This is a genomic window from Porcincola sp. LCP21S3_C12 (assembly GCF_052118625.1).
Lineage (GTDB): Bacteria > Bacillota > Clostridia > Lachnospirales > Lachnospiraceae > Porcincola.
The window spans coordinates 79,392-99,793 of the sequence record NZ_JBQKGW010000006.1 but is presented as its reverse complement, the minus strand read 5'-3'; the positions used below and the strand labels follow the sequence as shown (position 1 = coordinate 99,793).

At 53.6% G+C, this 20,402-nt stretch carries 17 protein-coding genes; 12 read left to right on the top strand and 5 right to left on the bottom strand.

The window, feature by feature from the left end:
* Nucleotides 1–25: 25 nt before the first annotated feature.
* From ACTQ1N_RS04955 to ACTQ1N_RS04945, 3 genes are all read left to right on the top strand, one after another.
* Entirely contained in the window at nt 26–661 is a 636-nt protein-coding gene (locus ACTQ1N_RS04955) for a lactate utilization protein (RefSeq protein ID WP_441955210.1), read from the top strand.
* 42 nt (nt 662–703) lie between these two features.
* On the top strand, nt 704–1,849 hold the full coding sequence (locus ACTQ1N_RS04950; RefSeq protein WP_441955208.1) for a glycerate kinase family protein: 1,146 nt from the start codon (nt 704–706) through the stop codon (nt 1,847–1,849).
* 250 nt (nt 1,850–2,099) lie between these two features.
* Nucleotides 2,100–3,680 (top strand): glucose-6-phosphate isomerase, encoded by a 1,581-nt coding sequence (locus ACTQ1N_RS04945; RefSeq protein WP_441955206.1) that lies wholly within the window; start codon nt 2,100–2,102, stop codon nt 3,678–3,680.
* A gap of 65 nt (nt 3,681–3,745) precedes the next feature.
* On the opposite strand, the gene ACTQ1N_RS04940 is transcribed toward ACTQ1N_RS04945, so the two are convergent.
* On the bottom strand, nt 3,746–5,149 hold the full coding sequence (locus tag ACTQ1N_RS04940; protein ID WP_441955204.1) for an ATP-binding protein: 1,404 nt from the start codon (nt 5,147–5,149) through the stop codon (nt 3,746–3,748).
* A 258-nt stretch (nt 5,150–5,407) separates the two neighbouring features.
* On the opposite strand from ACTQ1N_RS04940, the gene ACTQ1N_RS04935 reads away from it, so the two are divergent.
* Nucleotides 5,408–5,626, top strand: a complete 219-nt coding sequence (locus ACTQ1N_RS04935) for a hypothetical protein (protein ID WP_441955202.1) — start codon at nt 5,408–5,410, stop codon at nt 5,624–5,626.
* A gap of 44 nt (nt 5,627–5,670) precedes the next feature.
* On the opposite strand, the gene ACTQ1N_RS04930 is transcribed toward ACTQ1N_RS04935, so the two are convergent.
* The gene (locus tag ACTQ1N_RS04930) at nt 5,671–5,916 is read right to left on the bottom strand and encodes a TIGR03905 family TSCPD domain-containing protein (protein ID WP_441955200.1); all 246 of its coding nucleotides are present in this window, start codon (nt 5,914–5,916) and stop codon (nt 5,671–5,673) included.
* Between the two features lie 182 nt (nt 5,917–6,098).
* Between ACTQ1N_RS04930 and deoD the strand changes: the two genes are divergently transcribed.
* Nucleotides 6,099–6,842 (top strand): purine-nucleoside phosphorylase, encoded by a 744-nt coding sequence (deoD, locus tag ACTQ1N_RS04925; protein ID WP_441955198.1) that lies wholly within the window; start codon nt 6,099–6,101, stop codon nt 6,840–6,842.
* 20 nt (nt 6,843–6,862) lie between these two features.
* Nucleotides 6,863–7,567 carry a 5'-methylthioadenosine/adenosylhomocysteine nucleosidase gene (locus ACTQ1N_RS04920; RefSeq protein ID WP_441955196.1) on the top strand — a complete coding sequence of 235 codons (705 nt, stop codon included), beginning with the start codon at nt 6,863–6,865 and terminating at the stop codon, nt 7,565–7,567.
* 229 nt (nt 7,568–7,796) lie between these two features.
* On the opposite strand, the gene ACTQ1N_RS04915 is transcribed toward ACTQ1N_RS04920, so the two are convergent.
* Together ACTQ1N_RS04915 and ACTQ1N_RS04910 are read right to left on the bottom strand one after the other, a co-directional pair.
* Complete coding sequence (locus tag ACTQ1N_RS04915) at nt 7,797–8,063, bottom strand: hypothetical protein (RefSeq protein WP_441955194.1); 267 nt, start codon at nt 8,061–8,063, stop codon at nt 7,797–7,799.
* Between the two features lie 109 nt (nt 8,064–8,172).
* Nucleotides 8,173–9,630, bottom strand: coding sequence for a serine hydrolase (locus ACTQ1N_RS04910; RefSeq protein ID WP_441955191.1), 1,458 nt, complete (start codon nt 9,628–9,630; stop codon nt 8,173–8,175).
* 547 nt (nt 9,631–10,177) lie between these two features.
* On the opposite strand from ACTQ1N_RS04910, the gene ACTQ1N_RS04905 reads away from it, so the two are divergent.
* Together ACTQ1N_RS04905 and ACTQ1N_RS04900 are read left to right on the top strand one after the other, a co-directional pair.
* Nucleotides 10,178–11,908, top strand: a complete 1,731-nt coding sequence (locus tag ACTQ1N_RS04905) for a putative manganese-dependent inorganic diphosphatase (protein ID WP_441955189.1) — start codon at nt 10,178–10,180, stop codon at nt 11,906–11,908.
* Nucleotides 11,909–12,197: 289 nt separating this feature from the next.
* Complete coding sequence (locus tag ACTQ1N_RS04900) at nt 12,198–12,758, top strand: flavin reductase family protein (RefSeq protein ID WP_441955318.1); 561 nt, start codon at nt 12,198–12,200, stop codon at nt 12,756–12,758.
* A gap of 114 nt (nt 12,759–12,872) precedes the next feature.
* Here ACTQ1N_RS04900 and ACTQ1N_RS04895 read toward each other — a convergent pair whose 3' ends face one another.
* On the bottom strand, nt 12,873–14,354 hold the full coding sequence (locus ACTQ1N_RS04895; protein WP_441955187.1) for an MATE family efflux transporter: 1,482 nt from the start codon (nt 14,352–14,354) through the stop codon (nt 12,873–12,875).
* Nucleotides 14,355–14,974: 620 nt separating this feature from the next.
* Here ACTQ1N_RS04895 and ACTQ1N_RS04890 point away from each other — a divergent pair.
* The 4 genes from ACTQ1N_RS04890 (at nt 14,975) to metG (ending at nt 20,349) form a co-directional block, all read left to right on the top strand.
* A complete protein-coding gene (locus tag ACTQ1N_RS04890; RefSeq protein WP_441955185.1) occupies nt 14,975–16,270 on the top strand; it encodes a UDP-N-acetylglucosamine 1-carboxyvinyltransferase in 1,296 nt (431 codons plus the stop codon).
* A 286-nt stretch (nt 16,271–16,556) separates the two neighbouring features.
* Entirely contained in the window at nt 16,557–17,453 is an 897-nt protein-coding gene (locus ACTQ1N_RS04885) for a DegV family protein (protein ID WP_441955183.1), read from the top strand.
* Nucleotides 17,454–17,546: 93 nt separating this feature from the next.
* On the top strand, nt 17,547–18,107 hold the full coding sequence (locus ACTQ1N_RS04880; RefSeq protein WP_441955181.1) for an HdeD family acid-resistance protein: 561 nt from the start codon (nt 17,547–17,549) through the stop codon (nt 18,105–18,107).
* 91 nt (nt 18,108–18,198) lie between these two features.
* On the top strand, nt 18,199–20,349 hold the full coding sequence (gene metG / locus ACTQ1N_RS04875) for a methionine--tRNA ligase (RefSeq protein ID WP_441955179.1): 2,151 nt from the start codon (nt 18,199–18,201) through the stop codon (nt 20,347–20,349).
* Nucleotides 20,350–20,402 lie beyond the last annotated feature (53 nt).

Below are 20,402 nucleotides of genomic sequence, written 5' to 3'. Positions count from 1 at the left end.
ATATAAAATATGGGAGGATTCGGCGATGGAGGAATTCAGGCAGAAACGAAATGAGACGTTGGCACAGGCTGTCATCAAGGGACTTTCGTCACGCAACATGACAGGCTACCATGTGCACACGAAGGAAGAAGCACTGCAGCTGGCACTTGAACTGATTCCGGAGAGGAGCAGAGTGACGGGCGGCGGTTCGCTTACGGTTCAGCAGATCGGGCTGGAGGAGGCGCTGGAGAAAGGCGACTACGAGTTTGTAAACCGCAGAAAGACGGCGGGGGCAGAGAAGCGTGCAGCAGAGGAGTTTGCCTACAGCGCGGATGTGTTTATCGGAAGCGTGAATGCGGTCACAGCAGACGGCATTCTGGTCAATATCGACGGCAATGCAAACCGTGTATCGGCTTATGCTTACGGACCGAAAAAACTCGTCCTGATTGCGGGCATGAATAAAGTCGCGCCTGATTTCGATGCGGCGCTCAAGCGTGCTCGGAATGAGGCGGCTGTCATCAATGTACAGCGCTTTGGTCTGAAGGCACCCTGCACAAAGACCGGTACCTGCATGGACTGTAAATCACCGGATACGATCTGCTGCCAGTTCCTGATCACAAGGTATTCCCTTCATAAAGACAGGATTCACCTGATTCTGGTGGATGAGGAACTGGGGTATTGAAGCAGCGGATAATAAAAGTCCGGAAAATTTGGTGGAGGGACTGTGAAAGTTGTAATCGCAATTGATTCATTGAAGGGTAGTCTGACATCCCTGGAGGCGGGTAATGCAGCAGCGGAAGGTGTCCGAAGGGCGAATCCGGAAGCGGAGATAATTGTCCGGCCTCTGGCGGATGGAGGAGAAGGAACAGTAGATGCTCTTGTTCAAGGGATGAGTGGAGAATATCGGAAAGTATATGTGTCAGGTCCGCTTAGCGTACCGGTGGAGTGCACATATGGCGTGATTCCAGGATCGGAAACAGCAGTCATCGAGATGGCCGGAGCATCCGGCATCACGCTGGTGAAGCCGGAAGATCGAAATCCCCTCCTGACGACGACCTATGGACTGGGTGAAGTGATTCGAGATGCAGTCCATGCCGGATGCAGGAAGTTCATCATCGGAATTGGCGGGAGCGCAACCAATGATGGCGGCGCCGGAATGCTGCAGGCATTGGGGTTTGAGCTCCTGGATTCGGAAGGGAAACAGATTCGGCGCGGGGCGATAGGTTTGAGGGATCTTGCGGAAGTCAGGTCTGAGCACGCGCTCCCCGAGCTTTCAGACTGCAGATTTCTGATTGCCTGCGATGTGACAAATCCGCTCTGCGGACCCGATGGCTGCAGTGCAATCTATGGACCGCAGAAGGGCGCAGATGAGATCATGATCAGGGATATGGATAAGTGGCTTGGCTCTTATGCTGAAATCACAAAAAAACATGATCCGGATGCAGATCCGACATTCCCGGGCGCAGGTGCTGCGGGCGGGCTTGGATTCGCCTTTCTTGCCTATCTGGGGGGAGAGTTGAAATCAGGTATTCAGCTTGTCCTGGAAGAAACACATCTGAAGGACTATGTGAAAGATGCGGATGTAGTTGTGACAGGAGAAGGCCGCCTCGATCATCAGACCGCCATGGGAAAAGCGCCGATCGGTGTAGCGAAACTGGCGAAAAGGTATGGGGCAAGAGTCGTAGCATTCGCAGGAAGTGTGACGCAGGATGCAGCAGCCTGTAATCAGGCTGGAATTGATGCGTTTTTTCCAATCGTCAGGGGTGTCTGTTCGCTGGACGAAGCCATGAATTCTGAAAATGCGAAGAGAAACATGGCAGATACAGCGGAGCAAGTCTTCTGCTTGATCCGGGCATGCAGCAGGCTGTAAGATCGGTGTGGCGTGCAGAATTCATTTGCAGGCAAGATGACTGAGGAGACCTCCCATTTCCCACAGAAGGCTGCTGTTGTGCTATACTGGGGACGCATCGCGCGGAAAGAGCGGACGCATGCCGAAAACCAGCGGTTTTTCAGGCGGCCATGCTGATGTATACAGGAAGATGACGCGGAGTGTGCACAGAGATAGAAACTGCCGGATATCCGGCAGGGGATCCTGCCGTCAGGCGGGTAAGGAGGAGATTATGCTGAACTGGAACAACCTGGATACGACCAGGGCATTCGAGGATCTGAAGAAGGCAGAGAAAGTGGATCTGACAAAGGCCATGGTTGGAGAAAGCGGCGCTGAGCGTGTGAGAAAGTACCACGTTCCGATGACGGCAGGGCTGGACTATAACTTTGCGGCTAAGAATGTGGATGACAACATTCTGGAGAAGCTGGCGGCGCTGGCTGAAGAGCAGCAGCTTGTCGACAAGTATGAATCGCTTCTGAACGGCGATATCATCAATACTGGAGAGAAGCGGCATGTGCTTCACCAGCTGACCAGAGGGCAGCTGAAGGGTGATGTCATTGCCGATGGTGTGAACAAGCGTGCATTCTACAAGGAACAGCAGGATCGCATTGCGGCATTTGCAGAGAAGGTTTACTCCGGCGAGATCAGCAATGAGAAGGGTGAAAAGTTCACAGAGGTTGTCCAGATTGGAATCGGCGGTTCGGATCTGGGACCGAGAGCGCTTTACATTGCGCTGGAGAACTGGGCAAGGGCTCATCAGACGTTGAAGATGAGAGCCCGCTTCATCAGCAATGTGGACCCGGATGATGCGGCAGCCGTTCTGAATGCAACCGATCTGGCGCATGCGCTGTTTATCGTGGTGTCCAAGTCCGGCACGACTCTTGAGACGCTGACGAACGAGACCTTTGTCAAGAACGCGCTGACCCGCGAGGGACTGAACCCGGCAAAGCATATGCTGGCGGTCACGTCTGAGACTTCGCCGCTTGCGAAGAATGAGGGATATCTCGCAGCCTTCTTCATGGATGACTATATCGGCGGACGTTATTCCTCGTCCTCCGCTGTCGGCGGTGCGGTTCTTTCCCTGGCGTTCGGTCCGGAGGTCTTTGCAGAGATTCTGGAAGGGATGCATGAGGAAGATAAGCTTGCTCTCAACAGGAACCTGCTGGAGAACCCGGAGATGCTAGATGCTCTGATCGGGGTGTATGAGAGAAATGTTCTGGGATACCAGACTACAGCAGTCCTTCCGTATTCACAGGCGCTTTCACGCTTCCCGGCGCATCTGCAGCAGCTGGACATGGAATCTGGCGGAAAGTCCGTCAACCGCTTTGGAGAGCCGGTTGATTACCCGACAGGCCCGATCATCTTCGGAGAACCCGGCACGAACGGACAGCATTCCTTCTACCAGCTTCTTCATCAGGGGAAGAACATTATCCCGATGCAGTTTGTCGGTTTCCGCAGCAACCAGATCGGTATGGACGATGTGATCGAGGGAAGCACAAGCCAGGAGAAGCTCTGCGCGAATGTCGCGGCACAGATTGTCGCATTTGCCTGCGGGCGTGACAATGAGAACCCGAACAAGCGGTTCAGCGGTAATCGTCCGTCCAGCATCATCACCGGCGACCAGCTGACCCCGAAGAGCCTCGGGGCACTTCTGTCACATTTCGAGAATAAGGTCATGTTCCAGGGCTTTACATGGAACATCAACAGCTTTGACCAGGAAGGCGTCCAGCTTGGCAAGGTTCTTGCGAAAAAGGTCCTCGCTCACGAAACGGACGGTGCGCTGGCGGAGTACAGCAAGCTGCTGAATGTCTGATTGTATGATATAAGGGGGACTGTCGCAGGTGCGTCAGCCCCCTTTTGAAATGGTTACGGGCTATATCAATGATACAGGTCGTCGATACACAGCAGGGTACATGCTTCATCGGCAGCTCTTTTTATAACGGGCTTTGTAAATCCACTTTTGCTGATAAACATCAGGTGTTTTTTCTGAATGTTTGGAAATGCCATCGTTGCATGGATGAGGTCGTCATACTCTTCCATGGGCATCGGCCTGTTTGTGAACTTGCATTCGCAGAAAAGAGCTTCATCCTCTTTTTTATTGATGGCAAGAATATCGATATCATCCTGCGCATGGATAGCCGGATTGTTCCCCCACCATTTTCCAAGATGATATGGGATAAATGGAAGCCTCCTGAGCTTTGCCTGCCTTCTCAGATACTGCATGCAAATCAATTCAAAGGAAGGCCCCATAAAGTCGTTCAGGTTCTTTTCGATCTCAATGGAAGCTTCCTCAGTCCCCAGAAGCTCATAGTAGCTTTTATTAGCAGAAATATATCGAAACCAGAAACGGAAATAGGAGTCAGTCAGCGTATAGATGCTTTTTTTACTATTTTCCGGCTCCCCACAGGGCGATTGTTTCTGGATCAGCCGGAGGGTGGTCAGCGTCGTGATGTATTTACTAACCTTCGCACGTTCTTCATGTATCGCGTCTGAGATTTCGATGATCCTGTTATGACCACTGGCAATGGCTTCCAGGATGCTGGCGTACACGCCAGGTTCACGCAGCTCCATTCGCAATAAGGCAGAGGGTTCATCATAAAGAAAAGAACCTGGCATCAGGATATGGTCTCTGATATTCTCACGGATACCGGATTGATCTGAGAATTCGGACAGGTACTGGGGAATCCCGCCTAAAATCCCATATGCCACTGCTTTCTGAACATTGGAATACCCAGGGAAGAAAGCGGCGCTCTCCAGATAATCGAAGGGGAGAACTTCCATAGAGGAAGTAGCTCTTCCGTACAGAGGACTTTTGTACCCCATGACCTCATTCAGCATGAAACTGACGCTGGAGCCACATAGAATCAGCAGAATATTCCGGGTCTTCCATGAACGATCAATGGTGTGCTGCAGGATGCTTTTGACAGAGGGGTTCTGTCTGGCAATAAAAGGAAATTCATCGATCATGATGATCGTTTTACCTGAAGACTGTTCTCTCTGAACGCTTTTTGTAGTGATGTAATCAAATGCGTCTTCCCATCCTGCAAAGCTGGCAATAAAGTGTTTATCAAAACGAAGCTGAATCATCTTTGAGAAATCAAGCAGATTCAGGGTATCATTTTTCTCCTGGGCAGAGAGAAAAACAGCTTCATGACGCTTGGCAAATTCCTGCAGGATTGTTGTTTTTCCAACGCGTCTGCGACCGTACATCACTAGAAATTCGAAGCGCGAGCTGTTGTACAAATCTTCGAGACGCTGAAGCTCATTCTGACGTCCAAGCATTGAATCACCTCCAGTGTGAAACAAATCGCACAAAGAACGGCTATCAGATCCGTAGAGAAGCGTTTCTGTGCAAGAAAAAGGCGAAGAAAAGGAAACTTAGAATTTAATAACTCGTAAGTTAATAACTTACGAGTTATTATAACATGTGTCGTGAATATTTCAACGATTCGGATTACAGAAAATCTTTTCCGAGATGGAAATATGCCTGAAGATTGCTGGTCAGGCAGACTATTTCTAAAGAAAAAAGGGGGTGAGCATATGGCATTCGGGACATATGGCAAGCGGGCGCCTTCGGTCGGGGAGTCTACGCCTGCGGAGCGCCGGAAGTATATCGAAGAACACTTTCGCTGCATCAGTGACTGTGACATGTGCGGGATCTGTGCGGTCTACCATAACCAGGATCCGCTTCTGGTTTATCGGGATTACATCGACGGAATAAGGACATTCGAAGAAATTACAGATGAATACAGAAGATGAGGCCGCAGGGAGGCCTCATCTTTATAGAATGATCTTGATGATGTTCAGGATTCGAGCGCTGCTTTCAATGCCTTCGCCAGCTGGTCCGGGCAGGATGTCTTCTTGAAACCGCATCTTGTCCCGTCGAGGGTATCAATGACTTTCTGCGCAGGCATGCCTTCGACAAGCTTGCTGATGCCGGCCAGGTTGCCGTTGCAGCCGCCCTCGAAAGAAAGGTTGTGAACACACTTGTTTTCGTCCAGGTTAAAGTGAATCATGGTGGAGCAGGTTCCGTGTGTCTTATAGTCCATGTTGAGATTCCTCCGGATCATATTTGCTGCCGGCAACTGCCGGCAGCTTTTTTTATTGTACGAATCTGCCGGGAAATGTCAATCGGGAGGAATCGCGCTGCCTTGTATTTGCCTCTTTCCGCCGTTATAATGAAGGCCATAGCGAATCTTGATGGGCAGTTGCATGGAAAGGCAGGTATCGTATGGGAAAGGTTTCTCCTTCTGCGTGTATCGATGTAAAGGATGGCACGCATGTAGCAAAGGTTGTGCTGATGCCGGGTGATCCGCTCCGCGCGAAATATGTCGCTGAGCATTATCTGGAGAACCCGGTACTGTTCAATGATGTCCGGGGAATGCTGGGATACACCGGCTTGTTTGAGGGCAAAGAGGTTTCCGTGATGGGCTCCGGCATGGGCATTCCGTCTCTGACGCTGTATGCGCATGAACTCTTCTCCTTCTATGGGGTTGAGGCGATCATCCGGATTGGATCCGCAGGCGGAATTGCGGATTCTGTGAAGTGCCGTGACGTACTGCTGGCGATGAGTGCGACGACAAACTCGGCTTACTCCGATGCCATCGATCTGCCGGGGCATGTGGCACCGACCGCTGACTGGGGCATGCTGAAGACAGCCTGGGATATGGCGGAAGAGATGGGCGTCCGCACATCTGTCGGCTCGGTTTACACGAGTGATTTCTTCTACTATCCGAACGCGGCCATGAAGGTCAACGAGAAGGCGAAGGCAGTCGGACTGATGGCGGTTGAAATGGAGACGGCAGGGCTTTATCTGACCGCGATGGCAGATCATAAGAAAGCTCTGAGTGTCCTGTCCATATCCGATCATGTTTTCTCCGGCGAGCATCTCAGCCCGGAGGAGATCCGCGATTCCTTCCATGAGATGATGGAGATCGCGCTGAAGACAGCTGTCCGTACAGAGGTATCCGAGTAAGCAGGCGGGGGAGAGAGCAAGTGAAGAAGATTGGCATCATCGGCGCGATGGAAGTCGAGGTCGAGACACTGAAGAAGGATATGGAGGTCGGCCGGGTTGTAAAGAAGGCCGGGATGGAGTTTCACGAGGGCGTTCTGAACGGGATGCCGGTTGTGGTGGTCCGTTCCGGGATCTGCAAGGTCAACGCGGCTGTCTGCACTCAGATTCTGATTGATGATTTTGGTGTGGACGGGATCATCAACACAGGGGTCGGGGGGTCCCTGAATGCAGAGATTAACATTGGCGACATCGTCATCTCGACTGACGTCGTCCACCACGACGTCAATGCTGTGGAGTTCGGGTATGCACTCGGGCAGATTCCGCAGATGAGGGTCTTTTCATTTCCGGCAGATGAGACATTCGCGGAGAAGGCGAAGGCAGCCTGCAATCGTGTGAATCCGGATATCACGGTCTGGCGCGGCAGAATCTGCAGCGGCGACCAGTTCGTCTCAAGCCAGGAGCAGAAGAATCAGATCATCAAGGCCTTCCACGGCTGGTGCACGGAGATGGAGGGAGCCGGTATCGCACAGACGGCGTACCTGAATGGTGTTCCATTCATCATCGTCCGGGCGATCTCGGACAAAGCGGATAACTCCGCCTATGTCGATTATGCGACCTTTGAGAAGAAGGCTGCGGAGCACAGTGTCAGGCTTGTAGAAGCGCTGATGAGCGATCTCGCACAGTAAGTGAGGGAGCAGGACAAGACACCGGTTCTCCATGAACAATACGGATATTTGCAGCGATTAATGATTGGCAGGAGAAGTACTTGCAGTCAGAGAAAAGTACCACATGCAGATGGGCATGAAGGGAGCATGTAAACAGAAAAAGCGCCACCGCGAAGTTTGCGGCGGCGCTTTTTCTGAAGGCGGCAAAATCAGTCTGCTGACTGGATAGAGAACGGCTCAGTGCATCGTCTTAGTGATCCTCCTCCAGCACCTGGATCTCCAGGTAGTCGAAGGGAACGTCTTCTGTGAAGGCATCCTTCCCGAACCGGCATCTTGCATGCCGCTGGAAATCGCGGATCGTGGAGTCAAGCCAGATCGGGTGCTGGAGGTCGAATTTCTCGCAGATCTCGTCGATGGCGTAAAGCACCTTGTGGGTGCGTGTTTCGTCGCTTGTGTCTTCAATGGTCAGATCTCTCAGCAGATGGCTGTTCTGCCATTCCTTCGCCCAGATTCTCATAAAGATGCTCCTTTCTGGAACTGATCCTGATTCTGTGTTTGGCTTTCGCAGGATGCGGGGAGGTCTGCTTTGCCAGAAATTCATCCGGGCGGCGTGCCTGAATGGTTGCTCAGTTCAGGTAATTGTAGACCATGCCTGCCAGATCCTGAATCTCCTCCTGGGCCGTGTTTTTGCTGTCCCAGTCCTCCGAGAGGACGACAAGAATAAAATCCGTCCGTCCGCCGAAGACAAGGGCGGCATCATTCTCGACGGTATCCATCTCACCTGTTTTGTTGGCGACCTCGACATCGTCCGGAAGTCCCCGCGGAATTTTGTAGCGGGTTGCCTGGTTCAGCATCATGTCCTCGATTTCGTTGCAAACATTCCGGGATATGAATGACCGGCTGTACACATGTTCAAGGAGAAGTCCGATGTCCTTGGCATTGATCTGGTTGAAATGGCTGCCATCCACGATAGCTGCGTCATCCTCAAAGCCATTGTACTCGCGGGTATCCTTGCTGTAACCGTGCGAGGAAATGTATCTATTTACCGCGCGAACTCCTTTTGCGTAATCGCCTTTTCCGAGGAGCAGGAGAAGCCGGTTGGCAGCTTCGTTGGAGGAATTCGAAATCATATCGTGAAGAAGCGATACGACCTCGTCGGTGCGTTCTATTTTACCGTTGTCGATCTGCTCATAGACCGCTGCCATGACGAAGAGCTTCATGACGGAAGCGGACTTCATCGGCTGATCACCGACGATCAGTGCCTGCCTGGTTGAAAGATCCTCCACATAGACGGACCAGGTGCCGGAATAACCGGCGACGGTATTCCGGATCTGATCATAAAGGGTGTGCAGATCCCGGGGAAGAGAAGGCAGCGGATAATCCCGCAGCATGCGATAGTCGTAGAGCGAGATGCGGGCGTCGTTATAGCCTTCGATGTCGGGAGACTGGAAGAAGCCATTTGTCGCATGAGCGTCATCGGATTCTGTCTCAGCATCCTCGCCGATTACGCCACTGTCCTGCGGGACAGGCGTGGAAGGCACTTCAGTCTCTGTGGAGGCTTCCGCAGCAGGCGTATCATCCGCCTCAGCGGAGCCCTTCCCGGAAGCGGACTGCCCGCCCTTTGCAGGCACTGCAGGACCGGCCTCAGTTTCTTCCGTGCGATTGAGACCTGGCAATGCCGGGACATCTGTACCGGCATATCCCTCAGAGCCTTTGAAACCACCCGAAAGGGGATTCACCAGCCTTTCTATGTCTGACGCAGACGAAACAGAAGTGGATGCAGGCCAGGCAGATGTGCCAGTCTGAGACGCGGCACTGGTCCGGCCGGATGCATCAGCCTGAGCCGGAGTGTGAACCTGATCGGGTGCATCAGTCTGTGCCGGCGCAGCAGAGTCACTGCGCTGTGCCGATGTTCTGCTGCGTGCTGCGTTGACATCACCGGATGCATCATGACCTGAGTCAGAGTATCTCAGGATGCCGGATGTTACCGTGTTCAGGTGATCGGCTCTGGTTGCTGCAGCCGGCGTCTGCGCGGCTGCAAGAGCCAGCAGCAGGCTGAGGCTTATGTACGACTTCCGTTTCATTCAGGACCCCTCTTTGCGGCGTAAAATATCTGCACCATCATAGCACGGGAGAAAACCGGATGCAATTCAGCACATATTCAGGCATGCAGTGGAAATGAAGGATTCAGCATTCAGACGTGCGGCGCAGTGTGGATGAAGGATTCAGTATTCAGACATGCAGCGGAAGGAAATCGAGTATTCAGCAGGAGATGGACGGAGCCGGCAAAGACAAAAAAGAACCGGCTCACGCCGGCTTCTGTTTTGAAGAGGAGTGCCCCGGAGGAATTTCAGCTGTTCAGCCTTCCATCCCTCCGGAGCTATTATGAAAAAATATCATTCGCTTGGAATGTGTATTTAGGGTCGAATCAATCACTTGTTATCTCAATTACTTGTATAAATAAGTTACCACATAAATATTACAACAATGTTTCTAATATATTATATTTATGTTAAATTGGATGGATTTTCAGGCAATCTGGGCACAGGAACCCCAGAAAAGTCTGGTTTTGGTGTAGAGTAGAGAAAGAAACAGTGGATCACAAAGCCGAACGGGCAGGGGGATGACGCAATGCCGCAGGAGTCAGGGGATATCAGAGAAGAACTGGAGCAAATTACAAGAGCGCCTCAGAGGCAGAAGAAACGGACCGTGTGTGTCATCGGGCACAAGAATCCGGATACGGATTCGATCTGTGCGGCGATTTCCTATACATATCTGAAGAAACAGCTTGAAAAACCGGACGGAAGATACCAGTATGTGGCGTGCAGGGCGGGCTCCGTGTCGGCTGAGACACAGTTCGTTCTGGATTATTTTCATGTCCCGCAGCCGCTGTTCATCGAAAACATCGGGACGCGGGTGAAGGATCTGGAGATCCGCCGGACACCGGGCGTCGATGCGAAGATTTCGGTCAAGGATGCATGGAACCTGATGAATACGCAGAACGTCTTCACCCTGCCGATCACAGATGCGGAGAGCCATTTGCAGGGACTCATCACGATCAACGATATCGCGAAGTCTTACATGGACGAAAATGATTCCGCGATTGTCTCTGTCGCACGGACGCCATACCGAAACATCATGGAGACACTGGATGCGGAGATGGTGGTCGGGGATCCGGAGGCGAGCTTCACGGAGGGGAAGGTTGTCATTGCAGCCGCGAATCCGGATGTCATGGAGAACTACATCAACCCGCATGACATGGTCATCCTGGGAAACCGGTATGAGTCGCAGCTGATGTCGATTCTGGCGGGAGCGGGCTGCATTGTTGTCTGTCTCGGCGCGCCGGTCTCAAAGACCATCCAGCATATGGCGAAGGAGAAGGGGACGACGATTCTGGTCACCCCGCTTGACACGTATACGGTTGCCAGACTGATCAACCAATCGATGCCAATCGATTTCTTTATGAAGTCGGACAATCTGATTACGTTTCATCTGGGCGACTTTACCGACCAGATCAAGGAGATCATGTCGAAGAAGCGGTACCGTGACTTTCCGGTTCTTGACAAAAGAGGAGCGTACATTGGCACCATTTCCAGACGGAACCTGCTGAATGCGCGCAAGCGGGCGCTGATTCTGGTCGATCACAATGAGGTCTCCCAGGCGGTTGACAACGTGGAGAACGCTGAGATATTGGAGATTCTTGATCACCACAAGATCGGAACGCTTCAGACCATCAACCCGGTCTTCTTCCGGAACCAGCCGGTGGGCTCTACATCGACGATTGTCTATGAGATGTATCGTGAGAACAATGTGGAGATCCCGAAAACGATCGCAGGGCTCCTTGCCTCCGCGATTCTGTCTGATACGCTGATCTTCCGGTCACCGACCTGCACGATGATGGATAAGATGGCGGCGGAGCATCTGGCGAAGATCGCCGGGATTGAACCGGAGGAATACGCACGGAAGATGTTCAGGGCGGGATCTGACCTGAAGAACCGCACGCCGGAGGAGATTTTCTACACAGATTTCAAGACATTTGAGGTCAATGAGGAGACGATCGGGATCGGGCAGATCACATCGATGGACGAGGAGGAGCTGTCTGACATCCGGGATCGGATCAAGCCGTTCATTGAGAAGGCTTATGAGCAGCATGGGCTGTCGCTGGCGTTCTTTATGCTGACGAACATCATTGATGAATCGACGACGATGATCTGCTACGGAAAGCATGCTCAGGGGCTTTTGGAATCAGCCTTCGGGGTGGCGGTCAAGGATCATATAGCAAAAATGCCGGGAATTGTATCCCGCAAGAAGCAGGTTGTCCCGGTGATCATGGCGGAGCTGAACAAAGACAACGACGTATAAGGATGACGCAGGAGGAACCTTCGAGGAGAGGGTTATGAAGCAGAGGAAGGATAACAGAACCGAATATTCGGGAAGGCAGCGGGCAGTGAGGAAGCCTGGCAGAGAAGCAGGCGGGGAATCCGGACGGAGCCTGGCAAGGTCAGGAAAAAAGTCCGGCAAAAAAACGGAGCTGAAAAGGAAGCAGGCGGAGCTGACAGAGCTGGCAAGGTCAGGAGAAAAGTCCGGCATAAAACCGGGGCAGCCGGGCAGGCATGTATCTGGCAGCAGGCAGGTCTGGAGAGGCGGCAACATGCTGTATCCGGTTCCCGCGGTGATGGTGAGCTGTGCCCGGAAGGGGGAGAGACCGGACATTATTACGGTCGCATGGGCCGGAACGGTCTGCTCGAACCCGCCGATGGTCTCGATCTCTATCCGGCCGCAGCGGTATTCACATGACATCATCGAGGAAACCGGGGAGTTTGTGATCAATCTGGTGACAGAGAAGCTTGCAAAAGCCTGTGACTGGTGCGGTGTGAAGTCCGGACGGGATACGGCGAAGTTTGCGGCAGAAGCGGGGGCGGCTCCGGAAAAGCTGACCGCCGGCAGAGCCAGCCGTCTGGAGGCTGCGCCGATCATCCTGGAAAGCCCGGTCAGTCTGGAGTGCAGGGTAAAACAGAAAATAGCACTCGGGTCTCATGACATGTTCCTGGCAGAGGTGGTCTGTGTGGATGTGGATGAAGCATATATCGACTCAAAGGGGCGGCTTGACCTGGACAGTGCGGGGCTGATTGCCTATTCGCACGGAACGTACTTCGGCCTTGGCAAAAAGCTGGGTACCTTCGGGTACAGTGTGAGACGCCGGGATAGCTGATGGAGAGTGCCGGCGTCTGGCGTGGTGTGCTGACGCATGCAGGACAAAAAACGGCAGTACGGATGCCATGCAGGCGCAGGGCCGGGTGTGCTGATGCGGGGTGCAGCTGCGCTGTCAGCTGTGGAGCATGCCGCGGTGGTTCAATTTCACGCCGTACTTTTCGCGGAAGGCATCGATCGTCTCAAGGCCTGCGATGGAGACAGGGCGGATCCATTTGCGGGAATACATGTGCAGCTGCATGATGATGTAGCGGATGGGCTCGTCGCAGTAGCACAGGGCGAAGACGACGAGAAACGGCGCATGAACCAGGCTGTTGGCGATGTGGATGGCCGGCTGAACCATTGCGAACATAAAGATGATTTCAAGCATCGAGCCGAAGCTGGGATCTCCGGCTGCGCGGTAGGTGTCGTTCATCGACCAGTTCCCCATGCGGATGACGGCTGCGATGCTGTAGATGTAGAGCATGACCGTGCAGGTACGGTAGGAGTCCCCGCTCAGCCCCATCGCGTGCAGCAGCGGATTGTGAATGGCAATCAGGAGGAGTGCTGCAAGGCCGGTCAGTCCCTGGCAGAGGTAAATGAGCCGGTATGCCCTCGAGAAGGCCTCTTCATGGCGGCCGGCGCCGATCTCAGTGCCGACCAGAACGGTTGCGGCGCTCGAGAAACCACTGAAGAAGGCGATGATGATGCCTTCCAGCGTCCGGAAAACAGCGGTTGCGGCGATGGCGGACTCGATCTGGTGGCCAAGTACGATGTTGATCAGCATGTTGCCGATTCCGATCATCACTTCGTTCGCGATAATCGGAGCGGACTTGCGCAGATATGCGGATAGCAGCTTCCGGTTCCAGCGGAAATGGCGGGTAACATCCATCAGGTACGGAAGATGCATGATGCGGGCAGCTGCCACGATGACCAGAATGTTGACGGCTGCCGCTGCGACGGTGCCGACCGCGGCGCCGCGGATGCCCATCTTCGGGAAGCCGAACTTCCCGAAGATGAGGATGAAGTTGATCACAAAGTTTGTAACGACGGAGGCAATCGCGCCGAACAGCGGAATCTTAACCTGGCCGATGGAGCGCAGAAGGGCGCTCTGAGCCATGGCGAGAACCTGCAGCGGGTACGCAAAGCCGACAATCTGCAGGTATCTGGCTCCGATCTTCTGGATGGCCGCACTCCCTGTGTACAGGCGCATGACGGACATCGGCGCAAAGACGGCGAGGGCACCGAAGGTGATTCCGGAGATCATCATGAAAACGATGGTCATCCCGTAGGATTTCCGGATGTTTTCATGTTCCCCGGAGCCGTAGAACTGTGAGAAGAACAGCATGCCGCCGCCCACAAAGCCCCAGTATCCCGAGAACATCAAACTGGAATACTGGGCGCAGAGGCCGGCTGCGCCGACGGTGCGTTCACCGAGAGAGGCGAGCATGATTGTATCGACCATGGAGCCTGTCGTAGTCAGCAGATTCTGAAGGGCGACAGGAATTGCGATGACGGAGATCATCTGAATCAGCCTCAGAAGCGGAAGCTGCTGGTAGTCTGAGTGAGGTCTGTTGTTTCTGATGGTGTCTTTTCTGGATTTCAGATTGCCGTTCATAAGGGTCTCCTGGGATTCTGATGATATAAATCTGAGAGAGGCGGGTGCAGTCAGCAGCGCTTTGTGATTGAATCCGTCTCCAGGTCAATCGGCTGCCGTCCGGCAGGCGCGTACAGTAGAGTATACAGGAAACCGAGGCTGTTTACACAAATATTCCATCTCTGTTTTGTACAGAAAAATTTGCGGAAACTGGTGATATTCACGAATGATTCGGAAAACGAACCTGTGCGGCTGCACAGGGATGTAGACTGTTTCGATTTTGGGCGAATGGGCGAAAAGCGCTCCTCATTCGCGAAAAGCTTTTTTGCGTTCCGCAGGGTGGATGGGCAGATGGGTCTCTTCCTATTAAATAATCCTTAACAGATTGACTAAAAATAAATCGATCAAAATGGAAGAAACAGGATAAATTTCATCGAACATATGGTCGAAAATTGCGGAATTATTAATTTTAGTTTACATAGATGAAAATTCTATGTATAATCGAGCCAAAGTGCCAGGTTTCAAGGGGCACAAAATCGGCGGACAGATGACGCCGCAGACGTTCATTTCCGGAATTAAGGGGCTGGAGGAACGGCTGATGCAATGGGAGTAAGTAATTAATAGTCAGCTGAGGTACGTATATGGAACAGTATATCATCAAGGGCGGCACGCCTCTGAAGGGTGAGGTGGAGATCGGCGGGGCCAAGAATGCGGCTCTCGGAATTCTCGCAGCCGCAATCATGACAGACGATACTGTAATTATAGAGAATCTTCCGGATGTTGCGGATGTGAATATCATGATCGAGGCGATGAGCCAGATCGGTGTTCACATCGAGAAAATTGACAGGCATACCATTAAAATCTGCGGTGCGGACATCGGCGATGTCAACATCGAATACGAATACATCAAGAAAATCCGGGCAAGCTATTATTTTCTGGGAGCGCTGCTCGGAAAGTACAAGAAGGCTGAGGTGCCGCTTCCGGGCGGCTGCAATATCGGTTCAAGACCGATCGACCTGCATCTGAAGGGATTCAAGTCCCTCGGGGCGAAGGTTGTCATAAAGAGCGGGGTTGTCTGCGCGTCGGCATCAAGGCTGGTCGGACAGCACATCTTTCTGGATACGGTTTCCGTCGGGGCGACGATCAATATCATGATGGCGGCGTCGATGGCGGAAGGCCGGACGGTGATTGAAAACTGCGCGAAGGAGCCGCATGTTGTCGATGTGGCGAATTTCCTGAACAGCATGGGCGCGAATATCAAGGGCGCCGGGACGGATGTCATCCGGATCATCGGGGTACCGAAGCTTCACGGGACCGAGTATTCCATCATTCCGGATCAGATCGAGGCGGGCACCTACATGTTTGCGGCAGCCTGCACACACGGAGATGTGACGGTCCGGAATGTCATTCCGAAGCATCTGGAGGCGACGGTCTCAAAGCTTCTTGAGATTGGCTGCCGGGTCGAGCAGTTTGACACGGCAGTTCGTGTGATCGGGCCGGAGGGAAGCCTTTCTGCGGCGAATGTCAAGACGCTTCCGTATCCCGGATATCCGACCGATATGCAGCCTCAGATCGGTGTGGCGCTTTCCATGGCGGAGGGAACCAGCATCGTCACGGAGAGCATCTTTGAGAACCGGTTCAAATACCTGGATGAGCTGGCCCGCATGGGCGGCAGCGCGAAGGTCGAGGGGAATGCAGCAATCATCACAGGTGTGAAGCATCTGACGGGTGCGCGGATGAGCGCGCCGGATCTTCGGGCAGGTGCAGCGCTTGTGATCGCAGGTCTTGCTGCGGACGGCATCACGATCATTGATGATATCGTCTATATCAAGCGTGGATATGAGGATTTTGATGGGAAGCTTCGGAGCCTCGGAGCGAAGATCGAGTGCGTCTGCACAGAGAGAGAAGCGAGAAAATTCATGCTCAAGGTTGGATGAACCGGAGAGGGATCAGCCAGTCTCAAGATAGAACTGTCGGGAGCGCCTGCAGGCCGAATGGCTGCGGACGCTCCTTTTATGTGACGCGTATTGCCGTGTCATGGGAGTGGAAAGTTGCAGTTTAATCTGATATGATGTATGTACTTGTGAGCAGTGCCAGTATACGGATGCCTGCCTGAGAGACCGGTCAGAGAGCCGGAGCTCAGGCTCCTGGCCTGCCATGAATCATGATTCTACGAAAGAGAAGGCCGGAGGGGCCGGACACTGAAAAACGGCAGGTGATCGGATGAGTAAGGTTGCGATTCTGACAGACAGTAACAGCGGTATCTCGCAGGAGCAGGCAAAGGCGTACGGGGTCTATGTTCTGCCGATGCCGTTTTATATCAATGACAACCTCTATTACGAGGGAATCACGCTGACACAGGAGCAGTTCTATGCACATCTGGAGGGAGATTCGGAGATCCATACGTCCATGCCGGTCGTCGGGGATGTCCTTGACAGATGGGACAGCCTTTTGAAGGAGTATGACGAGGTTGTCTATATTCCGATGTCAAGCGGACTGTCTTCCAGCTGTGAGACTGCAAAGACGCTTGCGGAGGACTACAACGGAAGGGTCGAGGTGGTCGATAACCATCGAATCTCCGTCACAATGATGCGTTCGGTCCTGAATGCAAAGGGGCTGGCGGATCTGGGATGGAGTGCGAAGGCGATTCGGGAATATCTGGAGAAGACAGCTGCGGATTCCAGCATCTATATCCTTGTGCCGACCCTGAAATATCTCAGAAAGGGCGGAAGGGTGACGCCGGCAGCGGCGGCGCTCGGCTCTCTGCTGAAGATCAAGCCTGTGCTGCAGATTCAGGGTGAGAAGCTGGACTCCTACGCAAAGTGCCGGACGCTGAAGGGCGCGAAGACTGCGATGCTCGGGGCGATCGAGAACGATATTGAGAATCGCTACAAACCGGTGCATGGTCTGAGTGATCTCTGGATTGATGCCGCCTACTCCGGGCTGATGCGCGACGAGGTGACAGAGTGGGTGAAGGATATCCACGCGCAGTACCCGGTCGGTATCTGTCTGCAGCAGCTGTCCCTCTCGATCAGCTGTCACGTCGGGCCAGGCTGTCTGGCCGTAACCTGCGAGAAAAAGCTGCCGGAGGTGCCGGAGCATCCGGTGAGGATGATCTGACCCGGACGAACAGATGCTGATGGTCGGGCCGGAGGCAGCGGAGCATCCGGCGGAGATGATCATTTACGGACCAGAAAAGGGGATGTGATTGAGATGAAAAAACTGGAGAATGGCCTTTCGGTTGGTTCAATCATTATGGCTGTGCTGGGATTGATCCTTTTGATTTTTCCTTCCATCACCAACAAGGTGATTGTGTTTGCAATCGGGATTGCGCTGATTATCTACGGTGCGTACCGTGTGATCCGCTATCTGAGAAGGGAGATCACGGTGGCAGTGACGGAGCATGACATATCCGTCGGACTGATCTGCATTGTGACAGGCCTTTTCATGCTGGCTTATTCCAAGGTTGTGATCGGTATCCTGCCATTTCTGTTCGGTCTGTCGCTGATCTTCGGCGGCGCGATATCGATCCAGTCTTCATTTGATATGAAGCGGTTTGGCAGTATGAGATGGATGTACAATCTGCTGACCGGCATCGCCTTCGCCGTTGTCGGAGTTGTTGCGCTGAAGAATCCGTTTGCGTCAGCGGCTCTTCTGACACGGTTTGTTGGAGCGATGATGCTTGTGGAAGGCATCTATATGTGCGCGGCAGGTGTGGCAATCGAGAAGCTGCGGAAGGCATTCCGCGGGGACGACATTGTGGATGAGCAGTAAAGGCGGTCTGAAAGCGCCGGTGTGCCGGACCGGATGAAGGGACCGGATGAAGGCGCGGCTGCTTTGACTGAAGGATATGAGGAGACAGAAGATGGCAGAGAAGAAACCGTACTATATCACAACAGCAATCGCGTATGCGTCCGGAAAGCCGCATATCGGCAACACATATGAGGCAGTGCTGGCGGATTCGATCGCAAGAAGGAAGAGACAGGAGGGCTATGACGTTGTGTTCCAGACCGGAACCGATGAGCATGGTCAGAAGAATGAGAACAAGGCGAAGGAGGAGGGCATCACCCCGCAGGAGCTGGTGGACCGCAACTCCGCCGAGATCAAGAGAATCTGGGATCTGATGAATACCAGCTATGACCGTTTCGTCCGTACGACAGACCCGGTTCATGAGAAGAAGGTCCAGAAGATCTTCCGGAAGCTGTATGACCAGGGCGATATCTACAAGGGCTTCTATGAGGGCTGGTACTGCGAACCGGACGAGTCCTTCTTCACGGAATCACAGGTCAAGGACGGGAGGTGCCCGGACTGCGGACGGCCGCTGACGCGCGCGAAGGAGGAGGCATATTTCTTCCGGATGAGCAAGTACGCGCAGCGTCTGATCGACTACATCAACACGCACCCGGATTTCATTCAGCCGGTTTCGCGCAAGAACGAGATGATGAACAACTTCCTGCTTCCGGGACTCCAGGATCTGTGTGTGTCCAGAACCTCATTTTCCTGGGGAATTCCGGTAGACTTCGATCCGAAGCATGTCGTCTATGTCTGGCTTGATGCGCTGACGAACTACATTACCTTCGCGGGATACGACGTGGACGGATCGACGGAGGAATACAAACGGTTCTGGCCGGCTGACCTGCACCTGATCGGAAAGGACATCATTCGTTTCCATACGATTTACTGGCCGATCTTTCTGATGGCACTCGGCGAGCCGCTCCCGAAGCAGGTCTTCGGACATCCGTGGCTCCTGATGGGCGACGGGAAGATGAGCAAGTCGAAGGGCAATGTGCTGTATGCCGATGAGCTGGTGGAGTTCTTCGGGGTGGATGCGGTGCGCTATTTTGTGCTGCATGAGATGCCGTTCGAGAATGATGGTGTCATCACCTGGGAGCTGATGGTGGAGCGTCTCAATTCGGACCTTGCGAATACCCTCGGGAACCTGGTCAAGCGGACGATCTCGATGACGAACAAATATTTCGGCGGTGTGGTGACGCATACCGGGGTGACGACGGGCGGAGACGGCGCAGGCGTCACGAGTGAGGGCGTTTCCATGGACGGCGCGTCGATCGATGCGGACCTGAAGAAGACGGTTCTTCACACGGCGGAGATTGTTCAGACGAAGATGGACGGGCTGCGCGTCGCAGATTCCATCACGGAGATCTTCAATCTGTTCAAGAGATGCAACAAATACATCGATGAGACGGCGCCGTGGGTGCTTGCGAAGTCGGAGGAGACAAAGCCGAGGCTGGCGGAGGTGCTCTATAATCTGACGGAGTCCATCGCGATCGGCGCGGAGCTGCTTGAACCGTTCATGCCGGATACCAGCGGAAAGATTCTCAGCCAGCTGCACGCGGAAAAGCGCGGGCTTGAGAAGATGGACAGGTTCGGACTCTATCCATCCGGCAGGAGGGTGACGGAGAATCCGGAAACGCTGTTTATGAGAAGAGATCTGAAGGAAGTCATGGCCGAGGTGGAGAAGCGCCATCCGGGTATGGTGGAAGCAGAGGAAAAGGCGGAGGAAGCAGCCGGAAAGCAGAAGGCTGAGGCAGCCGGAGCAGGCAGCCAAAACGCAGCCGGGAAGGCGAAGACGGAGGATGCCGGGGCGGAACAGCATGCCGAAGGATCCATAATGGCGGATTCTGCAGCAGAGACCGGGGCAGCCCCAGGCGCGATGGATGTAGAGCCGAAGGCAGAGATTACGATCGAGGAGTTCGATAAGCTTCAGATCCAGGTGGGCGAGATTGTCGCCTGTGAGGCGGTGAAGAAGAGCCGCAAGCTCCTCTGCTCACAGGTGAAAATCGGGACAAAGACACGCCAGATCCTGTCCGGCATCAAGCAGTGGTACAAGACGGAGGAGATGGTCGGAAAGAAGGTTCTGGTGATCACGAACCTGAAGCCGGCAAAGCTTGCAGGTATGGTCTCCGAGGGCATGATCCTCTGTGCGGAGGACGATGCAGGAAATCTGTCCCTGGTGAACCCGGAGAAGGCCGTCAAGGTTGGCGCGGAAATCCGCTGACGGCTGCCATTTCCGGCCGGTCATTACGGACAAACAATGGACAGATCAGAGAA

Coding starts and splice junctions, on each gene's coding strand:
- ACTQ1N_RS04905 (WP_441955189.1), top strand. CDS start 10,178: ATGCCGCAGGAGTCAGGGGATATCAGAGAAGAACTGGAGCAAATTACA.
- ACTQ1N_RS04895 (WP_441955187.1), bottom strand. CDS start 14,354: ATGAACGGCAATCTGAAATCCAGAAAAGACACCATCAGAAACAACAGA.
- ACTQ1N_RS04930 (WP_441955200.1), bottom strand. CDS start 5,916: ATGGACTATAAGACACACGGAACCTGCTCCACCATGATTCACTTTAAC.
- ACTQ1N_RS04935 (WP_441955202.1), top strand. CDS start 5,408: ATGGCATTCGGGACATATGGCAAGCGGGCGCCTTCGGTCGGGGAGTCT.
- metG (WP_441955179.1), top strand. CDS start 18,199: ATGGCAGAGAAGAAACCGTACTATATCACAACAGCAATCGCGTATGCG.
- ACTQ1N_RS04900 (WP_441955318.1), top strand. CDS start 12,198: ATGCTGTATCCGGTTCCCGCGGTGATGGTGAGCTGTGCCCGGAAGGGG.
- ACTQ1N_RS04890 (WP_441955185.1), top strand. CDS start 14,975: ATGGAACAGTATATCATCAAGGGCGGCACGCCTCTGAAGGGTGAGGTG.
- ACTQ1N_RS04955 (WP_441955210.1), top strand. CDS start 26: ATGGAGGAATTCAGGCAGAAACGAAATGAGACGTTGGCACAGGCTGTC.
- ACTQ1N_RS04915 (WP_441955194.1), bottom strand. CDS start 8,063: ATGAGAATCTGGGCGAAGGAATGGCAGAACAGCCATCTGCTGAGAGAT.
- ACTQ1N_RS04940 (WP_441955204.1), bottom strand. CDS start 5,149: ATGCTTGGACGTCAGAATGAGCTTCAGCGTCTCGAAGATTTGTACAAC.
- deoD (WP_441955198.1), top strand. CDS start 6,099: ATGGGAAAGGTTTCTCCTTCTGCGTGTATCGATGTAAAGGATGGCACG.
- ACTQ1N_RS04880 (WP_441955181.1), top strand. CDS start 17,547: ATGAAAAAACTGGAGAATGGCCTTTCGGTTGGTTCAATCATTATGGCT.
- ACTQ1N_RS04945 (WP_441955206.1), top strand. CDS start 2,100: ATGCTGAACTGGAACAACCTGGATACGACCAGGGCATTCGAGGATCTG.
- ACTQ1N_RS04910 (WP_441955191.1), bottom strand. CDS start 9,630: ATGAAACGGAAGTCGTACATAAGCCTCAGCCTGCTGCTGGCTCTTGCA.
- ACTQ1N_RS04885 (WP_441955183.1), top strand. CDS start 16,557: ATGAGTAAGGTTGCGATTCTGACAGACAGTAACAGCGGTATCTCGCAG.